Origin of the sequence: Streptomyces yatensis (assembly GCF_018069625.1) — a bacterium.
Taxonomy (GTDB): Bacteria; Actinomycetota; Actinomycetes; order Streptomycetales; family Streptomycetaceae; genus Streptomyces; species Streptomyces yatensis.
In genome coordinates, this window is record NZ_CP072941.1 from 6,718,008 (window position 1) to 6,733,709 (window position 15,702).

The 15,702-nt window shown below is 70.9% G+C and carries 15 protein-coding genes; 7 read left to right on the forward strand and 8 right to left on the reverse strand.

Features of this window, described 5'->3' with window-relative positions; genetic code table 11:
* Positions 1-39 precede the first annotated feature (39 nt).
* Positions 40-696, forward strand: coding sequence for a thioesterase II family protein (locus J8403_RS27755; protein ID WP_059145638.1), 657 nt, complete (start codon positions 40-42; stop codon positions 694-696).
* 70 nt (positions 697-766) lie between these two features.
* Positions 767-2,176, forward strand: coding sequence for a class I adenylate-forming enzyme family protein (locus tag J8403_RS27760; RefSeq protein WP_211125555.1), 1,410 nt, complete (start codon positions 767-769; stop codon positions 2,174-2,176).
* 69 nt (positions 2,177-2,245) lie between these two features.
* Here J8403_RS27760 and J8403_RS27765 read toward each other — a convergent pair whose 3' ends face one another.
* Both J8403_RS27765 and J8403_RS27770 read right to left on the reverse strand, forming a co-directional pair.
* Entirely contained in the window at positions 2,246-3,904 is a 1,659-nt protein-coding gene (locus J8403_RS27765) for a flavin monoamine oxidase family protein (RefSeq protein ID WP_211125556.1), read from the reverse strand.
* A gap of 39 nt (positions 3,905-3,943) precedes the next feature.
* Positions 3,944-6,754, reverse strand: a complete 2,811-nt coding sequence (locus J8403_RS27770; protein WP_211125557.1) for a helix-turn-helix transcriptional regulator — start codon at positions 6,752-6,754, stop codon at positions 3,944-3,946.
* A gap of 581 nt (positions 6,755-7,335) precedes the next feature.
* Here J8403_RS27770 and J8403_RS27775 point away from each other — a divergent pair.
* A complete protein-coding gene (locus J8403_RS27775; protein WP_246586013.1) occupies positions 7,336-8,436 on the forward strand; it encodes a sulfotransferase in 1,101 nt (366 codons plus the stop codon).
* Positions 8,437-8,609: 173 nt separating this feature from the next.
* On the forward strand, positions 8,610-9,545 hold the full coding sequence (locus J8403_RS27780) for a LysR family transcriptional regulator (RefSeq protein WP_211125559.1): 936 nt from the start codon (positions 8,610-8,612) through the stop codon (positions 9,543-9,545).
* Positions 9,546-9,741: 196 nt separating this feature from the next.
* Here J8403_RS27780 and crcB (J8403_RS27785) read toward each other — a convergent pair whose 3' ends face one another.
* From crcB (J8403_RS27785) to J8403_RS27800, 4 genes are all read right to left on the reverse strand, one after another.
* On the reverse strand, positions 9,742-10,116 hold the full coding sequence (gene crcB / locus J8403_RS27785; RefSeq protein ID WP_211125560.1) for a fluoride efflux transporter CrcB: 375 nt from the start codon (positions 10,114-10,116) through the stop codon (positions 9,742-9,744).
* On the reverse strand, positions 10,113-10,448 hold the full coding sequence (locus J8403_RS27790) for a DUF190 domain-containing protein (protein WP_211128451.1): 336 nt from the start codon (positions 10,446-10,448) through the stop codon (positions 10,113-10,115). The genes crcB (J8403_RS27785) and J8403_RS27790 overlap by 4 nt, the downstream gene beginning before the upstream one ends.
* Before the next feature lie 20 nt (positions 10,449-10,468).
* A complete protein-coding gene (crcB, locus tag J8403_RS27795; RefSeq protein WP_211125561.1) occupies positions 10,469-10,975 on the reverse strand; it encodes a fluoride efflux transporter CrcB in 507 nt (168 codons plus the stop codon).
* A gap of 80 nt (positions 10,976-11,055) precedes the next feature.
* Complete coding sequence (locus tag J8403_RS27800) at positions 11,056-12,087, reverse strand: polyprenyl synthetase family protein (protein WP_211125562.1); 1,032 nt, start codon at positions 12,085-12,087, stop codon at positions 11,056-11,058.
* Positions 12,088-12,255: 168 nt separating this feature from the next.
* Here J8403_RS27800 and J8403_RS27805 point away from each other — a divergent pair, with 168 nt between their 5' ends.
* Positions 12,256-12,474: an MbtH family protein gene (locus tag J8403_RS27805; protein WP_211125563.1), complete on the forward strand. Its 219-nt coding sequence runs from the start codon at positions 12,256-12,258 to the stop codon at positions 12,472-12,474.
* Between the two features lie 149 nt (positions 12,475-12,623).
* Complete coding sequence (locus J8403_RS27810) at positions 12,624-13,613, forward strand: zinc-dependent alcohol dehydrogenase family protein (RefSeq protein ID WP_211128452.1); 990 nt, start codon at positions 12,624-12,626, stop codon at positions 13,611-13,613.
* Between the two features lie 366 nt (positions 13,614-13,979).
* Here the strand turns inward: J8403_RS27810 and J8403_RS27815 are convergent, their stop codons facing one another.
* Together J8403_RS27815 and J8403_RS27820 are read right to left on the reverse strand one after the other, a co-directional pair.
* Positions 13,980-14,390 carry a VOC family protein gene (locus tag J8403_RS27815; RefSeq protein WP_211125564.1) on the reverse strand — a complete coding sequence of 137 codons (411 nt, stop codon included), beginning with the start codon at positions 14,388-14,390 and terminating at the stop codon, positions 13,980-13,982.
* 235 nt (positions 14,391-14,625) lie between these two features.
* Complete coding sequence (locus J8403_RS27820) at positions 14,626-15,048, reverse strand: hypothetical protein (RefSeq protein ID WP_211125565.1); 423 nt, start codon at positions 15,046-15,048, stop codon at positions 14,626-14,628.
* 179 nt (positions 15,049-15,227) lie between these two features.
* On the opposite strand from J8403_RS27820, the gene J8403_RS27825 reads away from it, so the two are divergent.
* Positions 15,228-15,698, forward strand: a complete 471-nt coding sequence (locus tag J8403_RS27825) for a cation:proton antiporter regulatory subunit (protein ID WP_211125566.1) — start codon at positions 15,228-15,230, stop codon at positions 15,696-15,698.
* Positions 15,699-15,702: the final 4 nt, after the last annotated feature.

Consider the following 15,702-nt stretch of genomic DNA (forward strand, 5'->3'; position numbering starts at 1 on the left):
CATCGCACTCGTGCCCGGCCCCTCAGTGCAATCGCGGGGATGTACTCCTTGAGCCAGATCAAGCCCGATGATGTGGGCCTTATTCGGATATTGCAAACGGAAACTCCGAGTAGTTTCCGGCTGATCTGTTTCCCGGAATCCGCCCACTCCACCGCGTACTACCTCTCGCTGTCCGAGCTGCTGCTGCCCACCGTCGAGGTGTTGGCGATCCAGTACCCCCTGTACGTGGGCATCGACGACGACGAGCGGCTGACCGATTCGGCCGACCTCGCGGACCGGATCTTCGGTGCGCTGGGGGAGTGGATGGACCGCCCGCTCGCCTTCTTCGGCCACCGGGCCGGCGCCGACCTCGCCTACCGCGTCGCCGAGCGCCTGGAACGGGAGACCGGGACGGCGCTGCTGACCCTGTTCGTATCCGGCCGCACCGCGCACTGGGGCATGTCCCTGGGGCCCCCGGAGCTCGGCTGCCGGATCGTCGCCCTCGCCGGTGAGGGCGATCCCAAGACCCCGCTGCGCGGCGTACGGGCCTGGCGGCGGCGTACGAGCGGACGATTCGACCTCGAGGTGTTTCCCGGCGCCCGTTACTACCTCGACTCGAGCCGGAGAGAGGTCGTCAACCTGGTGCACGACCAGTTGCTCTCGCACGTCCCCGTCGATGCCGAGTGGGAGACCGGCTTCGAAGACCAGGGAGCCTAGGGGGACTCGCCCAGGGCTGCCTGTATCTCCTGAGCGAACCCCTGAGCGAATAGGAAAAGAGTACGTTTCGATGACCGCGAAGATCTACGCGCTCGACTCGGTGCAGACCCTGACCGACTTCGAGCTGGACGCGCTGCGCGTCGCCGATGTGATCCGCGAGCACGGGGTGACCCACGGCGACCGCGTCATCTTCAAGGCGGGCAACTCCGCCGCCTATGTGAGTGTGCTGTTCGCGCTGATGCACGTGGGAGCCTCCATCGTGCTGATCGACCAGCAGGAGCACCCGGACGAGACCCGGCGGATCGCCCAGCGCACCGGCGCCGCGATCGCCTTCGTGGACGACGACGCCCCGATCCACGCCGACATCCATGCGGTGAACCTCTACGAACTGATCGCCCCGGCCGCCGGACGCCCGCTCAACACCCGGGAGCTGTCCTTCGACGCCTGGGCCGACCGCCGCGACGGCCTGATCATGTGGACCTCCGGCTCCACCGGCGAGCCCAAGGGCGCCGTCAAGTCCGGCCGTAAATTCCTCACCAACCTGGAGCGCAACGCCGCCCAGGTCGGGCACCGGCCGGACGACGTGCTGCTGCCGCTGCTGCCCTTCGCCCACCAGTACGGGCTGTCCATGGTGCTCATCGCCTGGCTCACCCGCTGCTCGCTGGTGATCGCCCCGTACAAGCGCCTGGACCGGGCCGTGCAGATGGCCGGCCGGACCGGCGCCACGGTGATCGACGCCACCCCGTCGAGCTACCGCACCATGCTCAACCTGGTCGGCCGCAAGCCCTCGCTGCGGGCGCAGTTGGACGGCGTCCGGATGTTCTGCTCGGGCGCCGCGCCGCTCGACGGCGCGCTCTCCGAGCGCTATGTGGCCGAGTTCGGCCTGCCGCTGCTGGACAGCTACGGCAGCACCGAGCTGGGCAACATCGCCTTCGCCACCCTGGAGAACCCGGTCTCCTGCGGCCGGGCCATGGAGGGCATCAAGCTGCGCGTCGTCGACGAGGACGGCCACCCGGCCGCCCCCGGCCAGGCCGGTGAGATCGAGGTCGACACCCCGGACGCGCTCGAGGGCCATCTCGCCGAGGACGGCACCATCGACGCCGTGCCCACCGGCTGGCAGACCACCGGCGACCTCGGCTACCTCGACGGAGACGACAACCTCTTCGTCCTGGGCCGGAAGTTCGCGGTGCACCGCTCCGGCTACACGCTCCACCCCGAGCTGATCGAGCGGAAGGCCGCCCTGGCCGAGATCTCCACCCGGATCGTGCCGCTCCCCGACGAGCGCCGGGCCGGCGACACCCAGCTGGTCTTCTTCGTGGAGGACCACGAGCTGCGGGACGCCAAGCACTGGCGCGAGCGGCTGTGCCAGGTGCTCCCGGTCTACGAACAGCCCAACCGGGTCGAGGTGCTGGAGAGCTTCCCGCTCAACCGCAACGGCAAGCCGGACAAGCGCCGGCTCGAGCAGATGGCCCAGGGCTGAGACCCGACAGGGGGAGCCGACGACGCGCGTCGGCTCCCCCTGGGTGCTGGATGGGTACGGCAGTGGCCGTCAGTCGTACGGAAGCTCCAGCGGCGCGAAGGTGTCGAAGAGATCACCGGGGCCGGGGTTGTCCGGATGCGTGGTGCCGCCGAGGTGGTGGAGGACTCCCCACACCGCGTTCAGCGCCGTGGTCACCGCACCCTCCGCGAACCCGGCCGTCCAGGAGACATCGTCCCCGCACAGGAAGAAGCCCTGCTGCGCCGGATCCATCCCGTCCTGCATGAACTGGGTGAACAGCCGCCGCTGATAGCGGTAGTGGCCGGGCAGGTTGTTCTTGAAGGCCCCCATGAAGCGGGGCTCGGTCTCCCAGGTGACGGTGAGCGGCCCCGCGATGATGTGCGACCGGATGTCCACATCCGGGTAGATCGCGGCCAGCTTGGTCAGCAGCGTCTCCAGCCGCTCCTCGGCCGAGAGCGTGGCGACCTTCAGCGAGTCGTCGTTCCAGGTGTACGACAGGCACATGACCCCGGGCCGGTCGGGCCCGTCGTCGAAGAGATAGACCCCGCGCGGCATCCGGTCGGTGAGCGTCATGCTCATCATGTCGTGGCCGGTCGCCGGGTCGGCGTCCCGCCAGAACGGCCGGTCGACCAGGACGAACAGCTTGGACGCGCCCATGTAGTGGGTGCGCTCCACCGCCGTCCACAGCGGAGTGGACAGCAGCGACGGATCGCAGTCGACCCGGTTCAGCAGGGTCCACACATGCGGGCTGTAGACCACCGCGGGGAATTCGCGCTCCTCGCCGCTCTCGTCCGTCACCCGGACGCCGTCGGCGGTCCGCCGCAGCCGGGTGACCGCGGGGCGGGGCCGGCCGCCGTGCAGCGACGCGAGCGACGTGCCCCGCGGCCAGTGGGCGAGCGTCTCCGGCTGGTGCTCCCACAGCCCGTTCGGCACCTGGGAGGAGCCGTCGACTATGCCCACCTGGTTGTCGTCGGCCTCGGTGACCACGACCCGCAGGATCTCCAGCACCGAGTTGGGGAAGTCGGTGTCCCAGCCGCCGGTACCGAAGCCCACCTGGCCGAAGATCTCCCGGTGGCGGAACGACTGGAAGGCGGAAGAGGTGGCGAGGAAGCCGTAGAAGGACTGGTCGTCGAACTCCTTGACCAGCGAGTTCCATACGGTCTTCAGCGTGCCGACGTCCCGCCGCTGGATGGCGTCCCGCAGCGTGGCCAGGTCGGCCCGCTCCTGGAGCGCCTTGTCCCAGGCGTCGGCGACCTCCTGGTAGACGTCCGGGAGCTCACCGGCGGTGCGCGCCCGGTCCTGACCGCCGTTCAGGTCGATCAGCGTGCTCGCGGTGGCCGGTGCCAAAGGATTAGGGAAAGGACGAGTGGACAGGCCCAGCAGATCGATGTAATGGAACAGCGAACGGGCGGAGACGGGAAAGCGCATGGCGCCCATCTCCGCCTTGTATTCCGGATTCCCAGGGAACGGCGTGGACCGCATCCGGCCGCCCAGTTGCTCCGCTTCATAAAGAACTGGGGAAAGCCCTAGTCGTAGAAGCTCATAGGCCGCCGTCAATCCGGACATCCCGCCGCCGATGACGGCGACTTCGGTCCCGTGCACCGCGGCGGGCAGGGCGCCCAGACCGGCCGGATGGGACAGCCACCTGTCATAGGAATAGGGGAAATCCGGCACGAGCATGGTCGTGGCGGACGCGGTAGCGCACGTCATGGCATCAACCTCTTGGGGCCGAGTGGCATCGCGGGGATATCAGGCGGTGTAAGCGACATCGAAATCCAGGCTCGCGGGCAGTTCTCGGCGCTGGCTGATGTTGATCTTCCGGTAGACACGGGTCAAGTGTTGTTCCACCGTGGAGATCGTGATGTAGAGCTTAGCGGCGATTTCCCGGTTGGTGTAGCCGGAAGCTGCTAGTGCTGCGACCCGGCTCTCGGCGTCGGAGAGTTCGGAAAAGGCGGCCGTATCCTCGCCGGTACGGGTCGCTTCCGACAGGGCCGAACGGGCCGGAGTGCGCTGCAGCGAACGCGACAGCTCCTCCGCGCCGCAGCTGTCCGCGAGCCGCAGCGCCCGGCGGGTCATCAGCCGGCTGGTGTCCAGATCGCCGAGCTGCTTGTGCGCCTCCGCGAGATCCGCCAGCGCCCGCGCCATCTCGTACCAGCCGCCGCTCGCCTGGAGCACCCCCACCGCCTGCTGCAGCAGCGCGATCCGCTCGTTCAGCGGCCGGGTGGCGGCCAGCACCCGCAGCGCGGCGCCCCGGGTGCGGGACGAGGACTCCCCGGCCAGCTCCAGCTGCTCCTCCGCCAGCCGCGCCGCCCGCTCCTGGCCGCCCAGCGTCAGCCAGGTCTCGGCGGCGCCGAGCCTCCAGGTCAGGGTGGCGGGCGAGTCCAGGCCCCAGGCGGCCATCTTCTCGCCACAGGCGCGGAAGTCGGTCAGGGCCGCGTGCTGCCGGCCGGTGGCCAGCTGGTGCCGGGCCCGTGCGTAGAGGTAGTGCAGCCCGAAGCGGTTCCGGTACATCTCCTCCGGCACCGGGCGGGCGAGCAGTTCGGCCGCCGCGTCGTGGTTGCCCATCGCGGTGTGCGCGTTGATGAGCATCCCGAGCGGCATGCCGACGGTGACCCCCCAGCCGCGCGCCGGAAGCTCCTCCAGCGCCCGCTCCGCGTACCGGACCGTGTCCCGCAGCCGCCCGACGCGCAGCGCGATCTGGGCCCGCAGCACACAGAAGTAGGCCAGCAGCGCCTTGGCGCCGCGCTCAGAGGTCTCCTCGATCAGCCGGTCGCACCAGCTGGTGGCGGTGGCGTGGCGGTCCGCGTACACCAGCGTCTGCAGCGCGGCGTGCACCGTCAGCATCGTCCGGTCGGAGAGCCGGACGGTCTCCAGCACCCGCTCCGCGGCGCGCACCGCGCGCTCGTCGACACCGCGGCTCAGCACCGTCCGCAGCGCCCGGAACGCGGTCAGCTGGGGCGACTCCGGGGACTGGCCGGGCGACAGCGGCCCGATGTCCCACGGGCCGTCGCACTCCTCCAGGTCCAGGAAGGGCCGTAGTTCGGGGTGGTCGGGGTAGGTGGACGACAGCGCGAGCCGGATGGCGCGCAGCGCGATGTCCAGATCGGTGCCCGGGTGCTCGTCGGCGGCCCGGCTGACCTGCTCCAGCGCGGTGGCCGCCTCGCCCATCCGGCCCAGCCCCAGCAGCCCGATGACGACCGGGATGGTCTGCGGCGCGGGCAGCAGCCCGCTGCCGGCCGGACCGGCCAGCGCCTGCAGCCGCCGCATCTGGGACAGCGGGTTGAACGGCCACATGGCCTGCACCATCGTCGCCTGGAGCTGCAGCGCCTCGCGCTCGTCGGTGCTGTACCGGTCGGCCATCTGCAGGCAGTTCATGGCGAGTTCCCTGCGGTCCGCGGCGATGGCGTGCACCGCCGCGTCGCACAGCGCCTGCGAGATCCACTCCTCGACCGGCCCCGGCGCCTCGTGGCTGAGCAGATGGCGGGCCACGTCGATCGGGTCGGCGCCCTCCTCGTACAGCAGCCGGGCGGCCCGCAGATGCAGCGGGCCGAGCTCGTGCAGCTCCAGATCGTCCTGCAGCACGGTGCGCACCGCGTCGCTGCGGAACCGCCCGCCGTGCAGGATGCCCACCTCGGTGAGCAGCCCGACGGACTGCCGGACCAGCCGCTCCTCGACCTCGATCAGCTGGCTCAGCAGGGGAACGGACGTGGCGTCACCCAGCAGCGCGACCCCGTGGGCCACCCGGCGGTGGGCCGGGCCGCCGCGGTACACGCAGGACAGTGCCGCCTGCCGGAACAGCTCCCCGGCCACCGGGGCGTCCGTGCCGGGCGCGGGGTCGAGGGGGCCGCGGGTGAGGCGGGAGAACCGGTCGTCCAGCAGGCCGCGCAGCAGCAGCAAATTGCCGCCGGTCATCTCGTGGTACGCGGCGGCGTGGCGCCCGGCCTCCTCGGTGCCCAACTCCTGGGTCAGCAGCGTGGAGACGCCCGCGACGGTGAGCGGGGCGAGCCGCACATGGCACACCTTCGGCTCGTGCAGCAGCTCGTCCAGGGCGGTGGCGGCGGGGCCGGTCAGCGACCCGCGGCTGACCACGACGGACAGCGCCTCCGAGCGGCAGCGGCGGATGCCGTACGCCAGGCAGCGCAGCGACGGGAGGTCGGCGAACTGGACGTCGTCGATGGCGATCAGCAGGGGGGCGTCACCGGTCAGCTCGTCGAGCATGCGGTGGAAGTCCTGGAGCAGCGGGAGTTCGGCCTCGACCGGGCCGTGCGGGTCGCGGAGCGCCTCGAGGCCGGGCCGCGGCCCGGAGTGCTGCAGATGGCCCGGCATGCCCTGGTAGAGCTGCTCGAGCACGGCATAGGGGAACTTCTGCTCCGAGGCGGAGGCGACCGCGGGCAGTACCCGGACGCCGCGTCCACCCGCCGTGTCCGCCACGGTGTGCAGTAGTGCGGTCTTTCCCGACGTAACGGCGCCGCTGATCACGGCGAGCCGGCTTCCCTCGCGGGCGCCCTCGAAGAGGAGCCGATTGAGCCGGGCTATCTCCTGATCGCGCTCCACCAACACGTACGAAACACCTTCCCCGATTTAACGTATGCGCAGGGGTCTTGAAAGCGAATCACCGTGCATGGCGCACCTGGTAATGCATCGTCCCCCGAGTCGAAATTACTGCGCCGCTGTTGTGCCCTCAGATCCCTTCCGTAGCTGACACCCTGTGCGGCGGCATGGCTGCTCTGTGTCATGTCGCGTCTTCTTCCGCCCCTCCCGGCCGGGTTGGGCATGCCAGCCCTGGTTCGGGGGTATGGGGCGGATGCGCACTCTAGCAGTGCTGTTGGTAGGAAAAGATGACCGTCTCGTCACGGGAGAAACTGTTCGATTATGGTTTCGGCCCCGTAACCGAGTTGTGAAGCTGGGCGTCGACTCTCAGATCGCGCTTCGACGCTGGTGGCTGTGGGGTTGCCGGAGGTAACACCCCTGTCGGATGTGAAAGTTGCGCAAAAGTGTCGGAAACTACTGAACCTTGAGTTCGTCCCCTCGCATCCCGTTGTGTGTGTTTCCCCTGTTCCATGGTCGTAGCCATCGTCGCCCAGGGCATCCATTAGCATCGCCGCGGCCGCCGAATGGGCTGCGGTGTGTCATGGACCACTATGGGAACGGCTACTAGGGAAACAACTAGTTGTCCGAGAAAACGGGAGGAAGTGCGCGTGGTCAACCAGAAGTTGACATTTGTCGTCGGCACCGGCCGGTGCGGTTCGACGGCTCTGTCTCAGGTCATCAATATTCATCCGGATGTTCTCAGCATCAATGAATTGTTCGCCAGCATTCCCGATGCGGAGATGCTGGACGAGGCCCCGCTGAGCGGTCCGGAGTTCTGGGGATATCTGTCCCGGCCCAATGCGATCACCAATAGCATGATCAAAAATGGCGCCACCCCGCCCGAGTTCCTCTACCACAAGCTGCCCAAGCGGCGGTTCGACGCGGAGACCACCGGTATTCCGGCCATCAGCGTCATGGTGCTGCCCCATCTGACCGACGATCCCGACGCGCTCTTCGACGAGTTGGAGTCCGAGGTCACCTCCTGGCCCACCCGCCGTCCGGCAGATCACTGGACGGCCCTTTTCGCCTTCCTCGGCGCACGGTTCGGCAACCCCGATGCCGTCGTCGAGCGGACCGGCCTGTCCATCGGCCGCGTGCCGGAGATGCACCGCGCCTTCCCCGAGGCGCGCTTTGTGCACCTCTACCGCGAGGGCCCCGACTGCGCCGTCTCCATGAGCCGCCACTTCAGCTTCCGGATGATCCCGATGCTGTGGGAGATGGCCGTGCACCTCGGTCTGGAGACCCCGCAGCACCTGACGCCGGAGCACGCGGCCCAGCTCCCGCCCGACCTGGCGCCGCTGCTGAGCGACCGCTACGACCCGGCGCTGGTGATGGAGCGTCCCATCCCGCTCAGCGCGTTCGGCACCCTGTGGTCCGAGACGATCGTCGACGGTCTGCGGAAGCTGGACGACGTCCCGGCGGAGCAGCGCGCCGCGCTGTCGTACGAGACGCTGCTGGAGGAGCCGGAGAAGGAGCTGATCCGGCTCGCCGAGTTCATCGGGGTGGAACCGCACCGCACCTGGCTGGACGCGTCCATCGCCCACCTCGACGGCGGCCGGCCCGGCGCGGCGCGGAAGCTGCCCGAGGCGGAGCTCACCCCGCTGCTCGAATCCTGTAGCCCGGGCACGCGGGCGCTGGCCGCCCACCAGTAGGGCGCGCGTCGTCACCCGGCGACGGCCGCCCACCCCGAGGCCGATCGCCGGGTGGCGCCCTGCCGCCGTGTCCTGGTTCCCCGGGGACGGCTACCCGGCCTGGCCCCTATGTCGTGGGCCCGCTGTGACCAGGTGTCCGCAGCCCGTCCATAGTCGGTGCCTATCATCGTGGTGTGCAGTTGCATCAGCTGCGTTATTTCGCCACCGTCGCGGAGACCCGGCACTTCACCCGCGCCGCGGAGCTCCTGCATGTCGCCCAGCCCTCGCTGTCCCAGCAGATCCGCACCCTGGAGCGGGAGCTGGGAGCCGATCTCTTCCACCGGGCGCGCGGCAATATCGCCCTCACCGACGCGGGAGAGGCCCTGCTCCCGCTGGCCCGCCAGATCCTCGCCGACGCCGAGACCGCGCACCGCGAGGTCCAGGAGGTCGCCCAGCTGCGGCGCGGCCGGGTGCGGCTGGGGGCCACGCCTAGCCTGTGCGCCAGCTTCGTCCCCGATGTGCTGCGCCGCTTCCATGACGAGTTCCCGGGCATCGAGCTGATCGTGGACGAGGGCGGCTCCCAGGACCTGGTCCGCACGCTCTCCGCGGGCGAGCTGGACCTCGCGCTGATCATCACCCCGCTGCCCGGCCAGGCCTCCGCCCTCGCCGCCACCGAGCTGCTGCGGGAGGAGCTGGTGGTGGCCTCCTCGCCCGCGGCCCCGCCGCCCACCCGGCGTCGGCGGATCCTGGTCGAGGATCTGCGGGACCGGCCGATGGTGATGTTCCGGCGCGGCTACGACCTGCGCGAGTTCACCACGGCGGTCTGCCGGGCGGCCGGGTTCGAGCCGTCCTTCACGGTGGAGGGCGGCGAGATGGACGCGGTGCTGGGCTTCGTACGGGCCGGGCTCGGCATCGCCGTACTGCCGGGGATGGTGGCGGCCCGGTCCGGGCTGCGGATCACGCCGTTCGCCGGCCACGATATGCAGCGCACCATCGCCGTCGCCCACCGTAAGGACGTCGCGCCGCCCCGGGCCGCGCGTGAGCTGCGCCGGGTGATGCTGGAGCATCTGCGGACGGCGGCCGCGGGGGAGTTCGGTCTGCCGCCGAGCGCGACGCGACTGCTGCCGTAGCTGTGAGGGTGCGGGGCTTGTGGACGGTAGGGCCGGTGCGCACCGTAAGGCCGCCGCGAGGCGTGTGCCTGGTGCGGTGCGAACCGTAAGGCCGTCGCGAGGTGTGTGCCGGGAGTGGTGCGCACCGTAAGGCCGCCGCGAGGTGTGTGCCGGGAGGGGGCGGGACGACCGTAAGGCCGCCGCGAGGGCCGTGCCGTCAGCCCCAGATCGCGTGGGCCAGCGCCGCACCCGCGAAGGCGGCGCCCACCCCGGCCACCACACTCAGCACCACATTCGCCACGGCCAAGAGCCGGGCGCCCTCCTCGGTCAGCCGCAGCGTCTCGTACGAGAACGTCGAGTACGTCGTCAGCGCCCCGCACAGCCCCGTGCCCAGCAGCAGTTGCACCCGCTGGGAGGCCGCCCCCTCCGCCGCCGCGCCGGTCAGCAGGCCCAGCACCAGACAGCCCACCACATTGACCAGGAACGTGCCCCAGGGGAACACCGAGTCGTGCCGTGCCTGGACCGCGCGGTCGGTCAGATAGCGCAGCGGGGCACCGACCATCCCGCCCGCGATCACCAGCAGCCAGTTCACCGGGCCCTGCCCCGGGGGTGCACGATCTCGACCGGGTCGACGACCACGAGGCCGTCCCCCACGATCTCCTCCAGCTCGGGCAGGAAGGACCGCACCCGCTCCTCCGTATCGATCACCACGATGGCCATGGGCAGATCCTCGCCGAGCGACAGCAGCCGCGAGGTGTGGATCAGGGACGAGGAGCCGTACCCCTCGACGCCGCGGAACACGCTCGCACCCGCGAGCCCCGCGCGATGGGCGCGGTGCACGATCTCGGCGGACAGCGGCCTGCGATGCCAGGTGTCGTTCTCGCCGATGAAGACGGTCAGCCGCAGCGCGGGCTCGCCGGTCACCGGACCCGCGGGCTCGCCGGTCACCGGACCGCCCTCCCGCCGGGTCCGCCGCCGTACGAGCCCAGGACGTGCCGGGTCGCCGCCACGGCCGCCCATACGGCCGCCATCGCCAGCACGAGCGTCCCCGCCAGATAGGCGAACGCGATCGCGAAACGGTCGTCCTGGACCAGCCGGGTGAAGTCCACGGCATACGTCGAGAAGGTGGTGAAGCCGCCGAGCACACCGGTGCCGAAGAAGGGCCGCACCAGCCGATGGGCCGTCCACATCTCGGTGATCAGCACCAGGAAGACGCCGATGACCGCGCAGCCCACGGCGTTGACCAGCAGGATCGTCCAGGGGAAGGCGCTGGACGGGGTCGGCCACAGCAGCGACGCCCCGTAGCGTGCCGTCGCCCCGAGCGCGCCGCCCACCGCCACCACGCCCACCACGGGGCCCTGCCCCCGCCAGGGGTGGTGCCGGGCGGGCGGCGTCGGGCCGGTGTCGGGGTCGATGGGCTCGTCCACCACATCCGACCGTGAGCTGCCCATAGGGATCAGGCTACGTCGTGACGCCGCCACCGGCCGACCTGGGAGGACGGCGAGGATGTACGGGAGCCCACGCGAGCCGGTCAGTGATCCCGGCGTGCCACGAAGTCGCACAGCGCGTGCAGAACCCGCGTCGCCGGCCCGTCCGGCAGCCCGTTCACCGCGGTCCGGGCGCGCAGCAGCCGGGCGTGCATCACCGTCCGCGCCTCCGCCAGCGCCCCGCAGCGGTGCAGCAGCGCGACGGCCCTGGGCAGCCCGGTGCCCTCCGGGCCCGCGGTGGCGGCGGTCAGCAGGGTGCGCAACTCGCCCGCCTCCGGCCGCTCGTCGGCCAGCGCCAGCAGCACCGGGAGGCTGGCGACGCCGATCGTCAGATCCTTGCCCTGTTCCTTCCCGGAGACCTCGGAGGTGGAGGTGATGTCGAGGATGTCGTCGGATATCTGGAAGGCGATTCCCAGATGTTCCCCGTATTCGGCGAGCGCCTGGACGACAGGCTCCGGGGCGCCCGTCCGGACCGCCCCGAGCTGCAGCGCCATGGCGATGAGCGAGGCCGACTTCCCCGCCACCACGGTGAAGTAGTGGGAGAGCGGATCGTCGTCGTCCGAGGGGCCGACGAGTTCCCGTATCTGGCCCATGATCAGCCGATTGGTGACCTTGGACTGCAGTCGAATGGCTTCCGGGCCGAGTTCCGCGGCGAGCTGGGCCGCCTTCGACAGCAGCCAATTGCCCGCGAGCACGGCGGTGGTGTTGCCCCAGCGGGCGTTGACGCTGGGCACTCCGCGCCGGGTGCGGGCCTGGTCCATGACGTCGTCGTGGTAGAGCGAGGCGACGTGCACCAGCTCGGCCAGGGTGGCGGCCTGCACGGCGGCGGAAGGGTCGCGCTCCCCGAACTCCGCGCCGACCAGCGCCAGAAGCGGGCGCAGCCGTTTTCCGCCGGGGCCGAAGAGATGTCCGGCGACTTCCGCGACACAAGGGTCCCGGGCCTCGGTGGCGAGAGCGCGCAGCTGCTCCTCCGAGGAATCCATCCCGCGTTCCAGACGGGCCGTGAGCGCGGGGTCGCCGGTGGTGAGTTCCATGGCCATGGAGCCCTTGGGCTCGGTTGTGGCGGACGCGACCATGGGGTGGACCGTAGGCGAGGGACATACCGGAACACAGAATTCCGTCAGGAAGGTGCCATTTCCTTGTCCCAGGCTTTTTCCCAGGCCCCCGGGGACCCCTCGGCGGGTGCCCGCTCCGGCCGGTACCGTCAAGCCTGTCGATGCCGACCGCGAGCGAGGAGAACAGCGATGAGCAACCCCTTCGAGAACCCCGACGGCCGCTATTTCGTGCTCGTCAACGAGGAGGGGCAGCACTCCCTGTGGCCGGCCTTCGCCGAGGTCCCCGCGGGCTGGACGGTCGCCCACGGCGAGGCCGACCGCCAGGCGTGCCTGGACTACGTCAACGAGCACTGGACCGATATGCGGCCCAAGAGCCTGATCACCGCGATGGACGACACCTCGGCCTGACCGCATCCGCACGCGGTTGGCAGTTTCCGGCCATATCTCTTCCCTTTTGGCGCCGCATGGCCTGAACGCGTGCCTTACGGTCGCCGCGGGCCCCACGGCGTTACGTTGACGGTGTGACGACGGACGCGAACGCCGACCTCCCGGCGACCATGCGGGCATGGGTGGTCCCCGCCCCGGGCCGGATCGAGCAGGTGGAGCTGCCGGTGCCACGGCCGGCGGAGGACGAACTGCTGATCCGGGTCCGGGCCTGCGGAGTGTGCCGCACCGATCTGCATGTCCGCGACGGCGACCTGCCCCCGCACCGCAGCCCCGTCGTCCCCGGCCACGAGGCCGTCGGCGAGGTCGTCGCGGCGGGCTCGCGGGCGCACGGCCCCGGCCCCGGAACCCGGCTCGGCGTCCCCTGGCTGCGGCGCACCTGCGGCCGCTGCCGCTACTGCCTCCGGGGCCAGGAGAACCTGTGCCCGTCCTCGGAGTACACCGGCTGGGACGCGGACGGCGGCTATGCCGAGTACGTCACCGTACCGGCGGCCTATGCCTATGAGCTGCCCTCCGGCTACACCGACGAGGAGCTCGCCCCGCTGCTGTGCGCCGGCATCATCGGCTACCGCGCCCTGCGCCGCGCCGACCTCCCACCGGGCGGCCGGCTCGGCATCTACGGCTTCGGCGGCTCCGCCCACCTCACCGCCCAGGTCGCCATCGCCCAGGGCGCCGTCGTCCACGTCCTGACCCGCTCACCCGCCGCCCAGACCCTCGCCCTGGAGCTCGGCGCCGCCTCCGCGAAGGACTCGTACGACCGCCCGCCCGAGCCCCTGGACGCCGCCATCCTCTTCGCCCCGGTGGGCCAACTGGTCCCGGTCGCCCTGGAGGCCCTGGACGCCGGCGGCACGCTGAGCATCGCCGGGATCTACCTCTCGGACATCCCGTCCCTTGACTACGACCGCCACCTCTTCCGCGAACGCACCATGCGCAGCGTCACCGCCAACACCCGCGAGGACGGGCGCGAATTCCTCGCCGCGGCCGCCGAGGACCGCATCAGCGCCACGATCACCCCGTACCCCTTCGACCGGGCGGACGCCGCCCTCGACGACCTCGCCGCCGACCGCGTCAACGGGGTGGCGGTCCTGACGATGCCGCGCTGAGCGCTCCGCGGGAAGTGCCGCGAGGTGCGGTCGTGCATCCGCGGCTGTGTCGTGGCCGGCACGCGGCGGAGCCGCAGTCGAACCAGCCGCGGCGGAGCCGCATATCAGCACAGCCCCGCGCCCCTTCGCGGCGCACCCGAACCGCACCGGACTTCATCGAGGCCGCTCAGCGCGAGGGGCCCGGCGCGCCGCGACATGGCGCTGACGCCTGGCGAAGCGGCCCCCCGGCGGCTCGGCGGGTAGCCCCGGCAGCTTGCGCGTACCCGGCAGCTTGGCGCGTACCCGGCAGCTCGGCGAGTACCTGGGCTAGTGGCCCCGGCACCTGGGCGCGTGGCCCCCGCACCTCGGTGAGCGGCCCCGGCGTCGTCAGGAATTCGACCAGCCCCGCCGACAGAGCACCAGGCGGTAGCCGTCGGGATCCTCGATGGTGACGCCCCATTCGTTCCAGTACGGGTTGGGGGAGAGCACGCGGGTGCCGCCGTACTCGGTGAGGCGGGCCACCAGGTCCTCCGGGACCGGTTCGTCGAGGTAGATCACCAGGAGATCCTCCTCGGTCGGCCGGGGTTCGACCGGGTGGGCCGCCTCGTGGACGAGCTCCAGGTGCCAGGAGGCGTCCGGCCAGCCCACCATCAGCAGGTCGTGTTCCCCGGCCCGGTCGCCGCCCTCGATCCGGTACACCACGCTCAACCCCAGCCCACCGCACCAGAAGCGCTCCGCCGCCGCGAGGTCGCGCGAGGGGCGGGCGATACGAATGTGGCTCTGACCGTCGGCGGGCATGGGGTCTCCTACGTCGTGAGGAACACATCGACGGCACCGTGACCGCCGGGCAGCGCCCCACAGCGTAGGGACGGGCCCGCCCCCGGAGCATCGGCCTTTCGCCGGGCTGTCCCACGGCCGTGGGACCTACGACCATGAGCCGGACGTCGGACCGGCCGTCGGGCCGGACATCGGACCGGACGTCGGACCGGACGTCGGGCCGGCCGTTCGGGCCGGCAGTCGGACCGGCCCTCGCTCAATCCGGCGGCCCCGGCCGGCGGCCGAGCGGGGAGATGCGGCGGTACCCCGCCCGGGCGTTGACGATTCGGGCGAGCGCGGTGCCCGCGACGGCCGCCGCCAGGAGGCAGGCGAGCCAGCGGGCGTCGCGATCGACCGCCCAGGAGAGATGGCCCGCGGGCGGAATGGCGAAGCCGTTGAGGAACAGCCAGCACAGCGCCGCCGTACCGGGCGCCGCGACAAAACGTGCGCACAGCCCCAGCAGGGCGGCCAGCAGCGAGAGCCCGATCAGGGCGAACACCGGGCGGCCGTGGCCGCCGAGGAAGTTCAGGGTTGCGACCAGCACCAGCGCACCGAGGAAGGCCCCGCCCCAGATGACGGGAGTGGCGACCGGATCGGGAACCGGTCTGATGCCTGTGCTGAGCCGCCTCCACTCAATCATGGGCACCATCCTCCTCCGGGCAACCATCCTCCTCGCCTGTCGATGGCCGCCCCACCCTCATGCGGTCGGCATCGTCCCATCACACCCTCACCCACCGGCCCTCATTACCAATTCTTTGCCATTCGTTAGGGTGGCACGAGACTCGAGCGACGAGAGGGATGATTGTGGGCGCTCCGCGGATGAGCAGTACGCCATTGCCCGGCATCGGGGTTCGCTACGACCTGACGACACGAGAAAACCGGCTGCTGTCGGTTATCGCGCACCGCGACGGAGACCGGACGCTGAGTGCGTACCGGAAGGAGGATCCCGATGAGTGTGCCCTGTCCACCAGGCTGACCGCGGGGGAAGCGGAAGCGCTGGTCGGGGTCCTGATGCCAAGCCATCACAGCCCGAACCTGCTTTCCACCACCGAGCTGGGGCTGGTGGCCGAGCGGATCGAGCTCGCGTCCACGTCGTACTGGAACGGGCGGGTGCTGGGCGAGACGCGGATGCGGACCGAGACCGGCGTCTCGATCGTGGCCGTGCTGCGCAGGGCAGAGGCGATCCCCTCCCCGACCCCCGACTTCCGGCTGGCCGGTGGGGACGAGCTGATCGTGATCGGTACCCGCGAGGGCGTGGAGTCGGCCGCGGCGATACTCGGGCGGGTGTAGGCCC

Excerpts from the sequence above, each read along its gene's own strand:
- J8403_RS27755 (WP_059145638.1), top strand. The coding sequence starts at position 40 with ATGTACTCCTTGAGCCAGATCAAGCCCGATGATGTGGGCCTTATTCGG.
- J8403_RS27760 (WP_211125555.1), top strand. The coding sequence starts at position 767 with ATGACCGCGAAGATCTACGCGCTCGACTCGGTGCAGACCCTGACCGAC.
- J8403_RS27765 (WP_211125556.1), bottom strand. The coding sequence starts at position 3,904 with ATGACGTGCGCTACCGCGTCCGCCACGACCATGCTCGTGCCGGATTTC.
- J8403_RS27775 (WP_246586013.1), top strand. The coding sequence starts at position 7,336 with ATGGGAACGGCTACTAGGGAAACAACTAGTTGTCCGAGAAAACGGGAG.
- crcB (WP_211125561.1), bottom strand. The coding sequence starts at position 10,975 with ATGGGCAGCTCACGGTCGGATGTGGTGGACGAGCCCATCGACCCCGAC.
- J8403_RS27800 (WP_211125562.1), bottom strand. The coding sequence starts at position 12,087 with ATGGTCGCGTCCGCCACAACCGAGCCCAAGGGCTCCATGGCCATGGAA.
- J8403_RS27805 (WP_211125563.1), top strand. The coding sequence starts at position 12,256 with ATGAGCAACCCCTTCGAGAACCCCGACGGCCGCTATTTCGTGCTCGTC.
- J8403_RS27810 (WP_211128452.1), top strand. The coding sequence starts at position 12,624 with ATGCGGGCATGGGTGGTCCCCGCCCCGGGCCGGATCGAGCAGGTGGAG.
- J8403_RS27815 (WP_211125564.1), bottom strand. The coding sequence starts at position 14,390 with ATGCCCGCCGACGGTCAGAGCCACATTCGTATCGCCCGCCCCTCGCGC.
- J8403_RS27820 (WP_211125565.1), bottom strand. The coding sequence starts at position 15,048 with ATGATTGAGTGGAGGCGGCTCAGCACAGGCATCAGACCGGTTCCCGAT.
- J8403_RS27825 (WP_211125566.1), top strand. The coding sequence starts at position 15,228 with ATGAGCAGTACGCCATTGCCCGGCATCGGGGTTCGCTACGACCTGACG.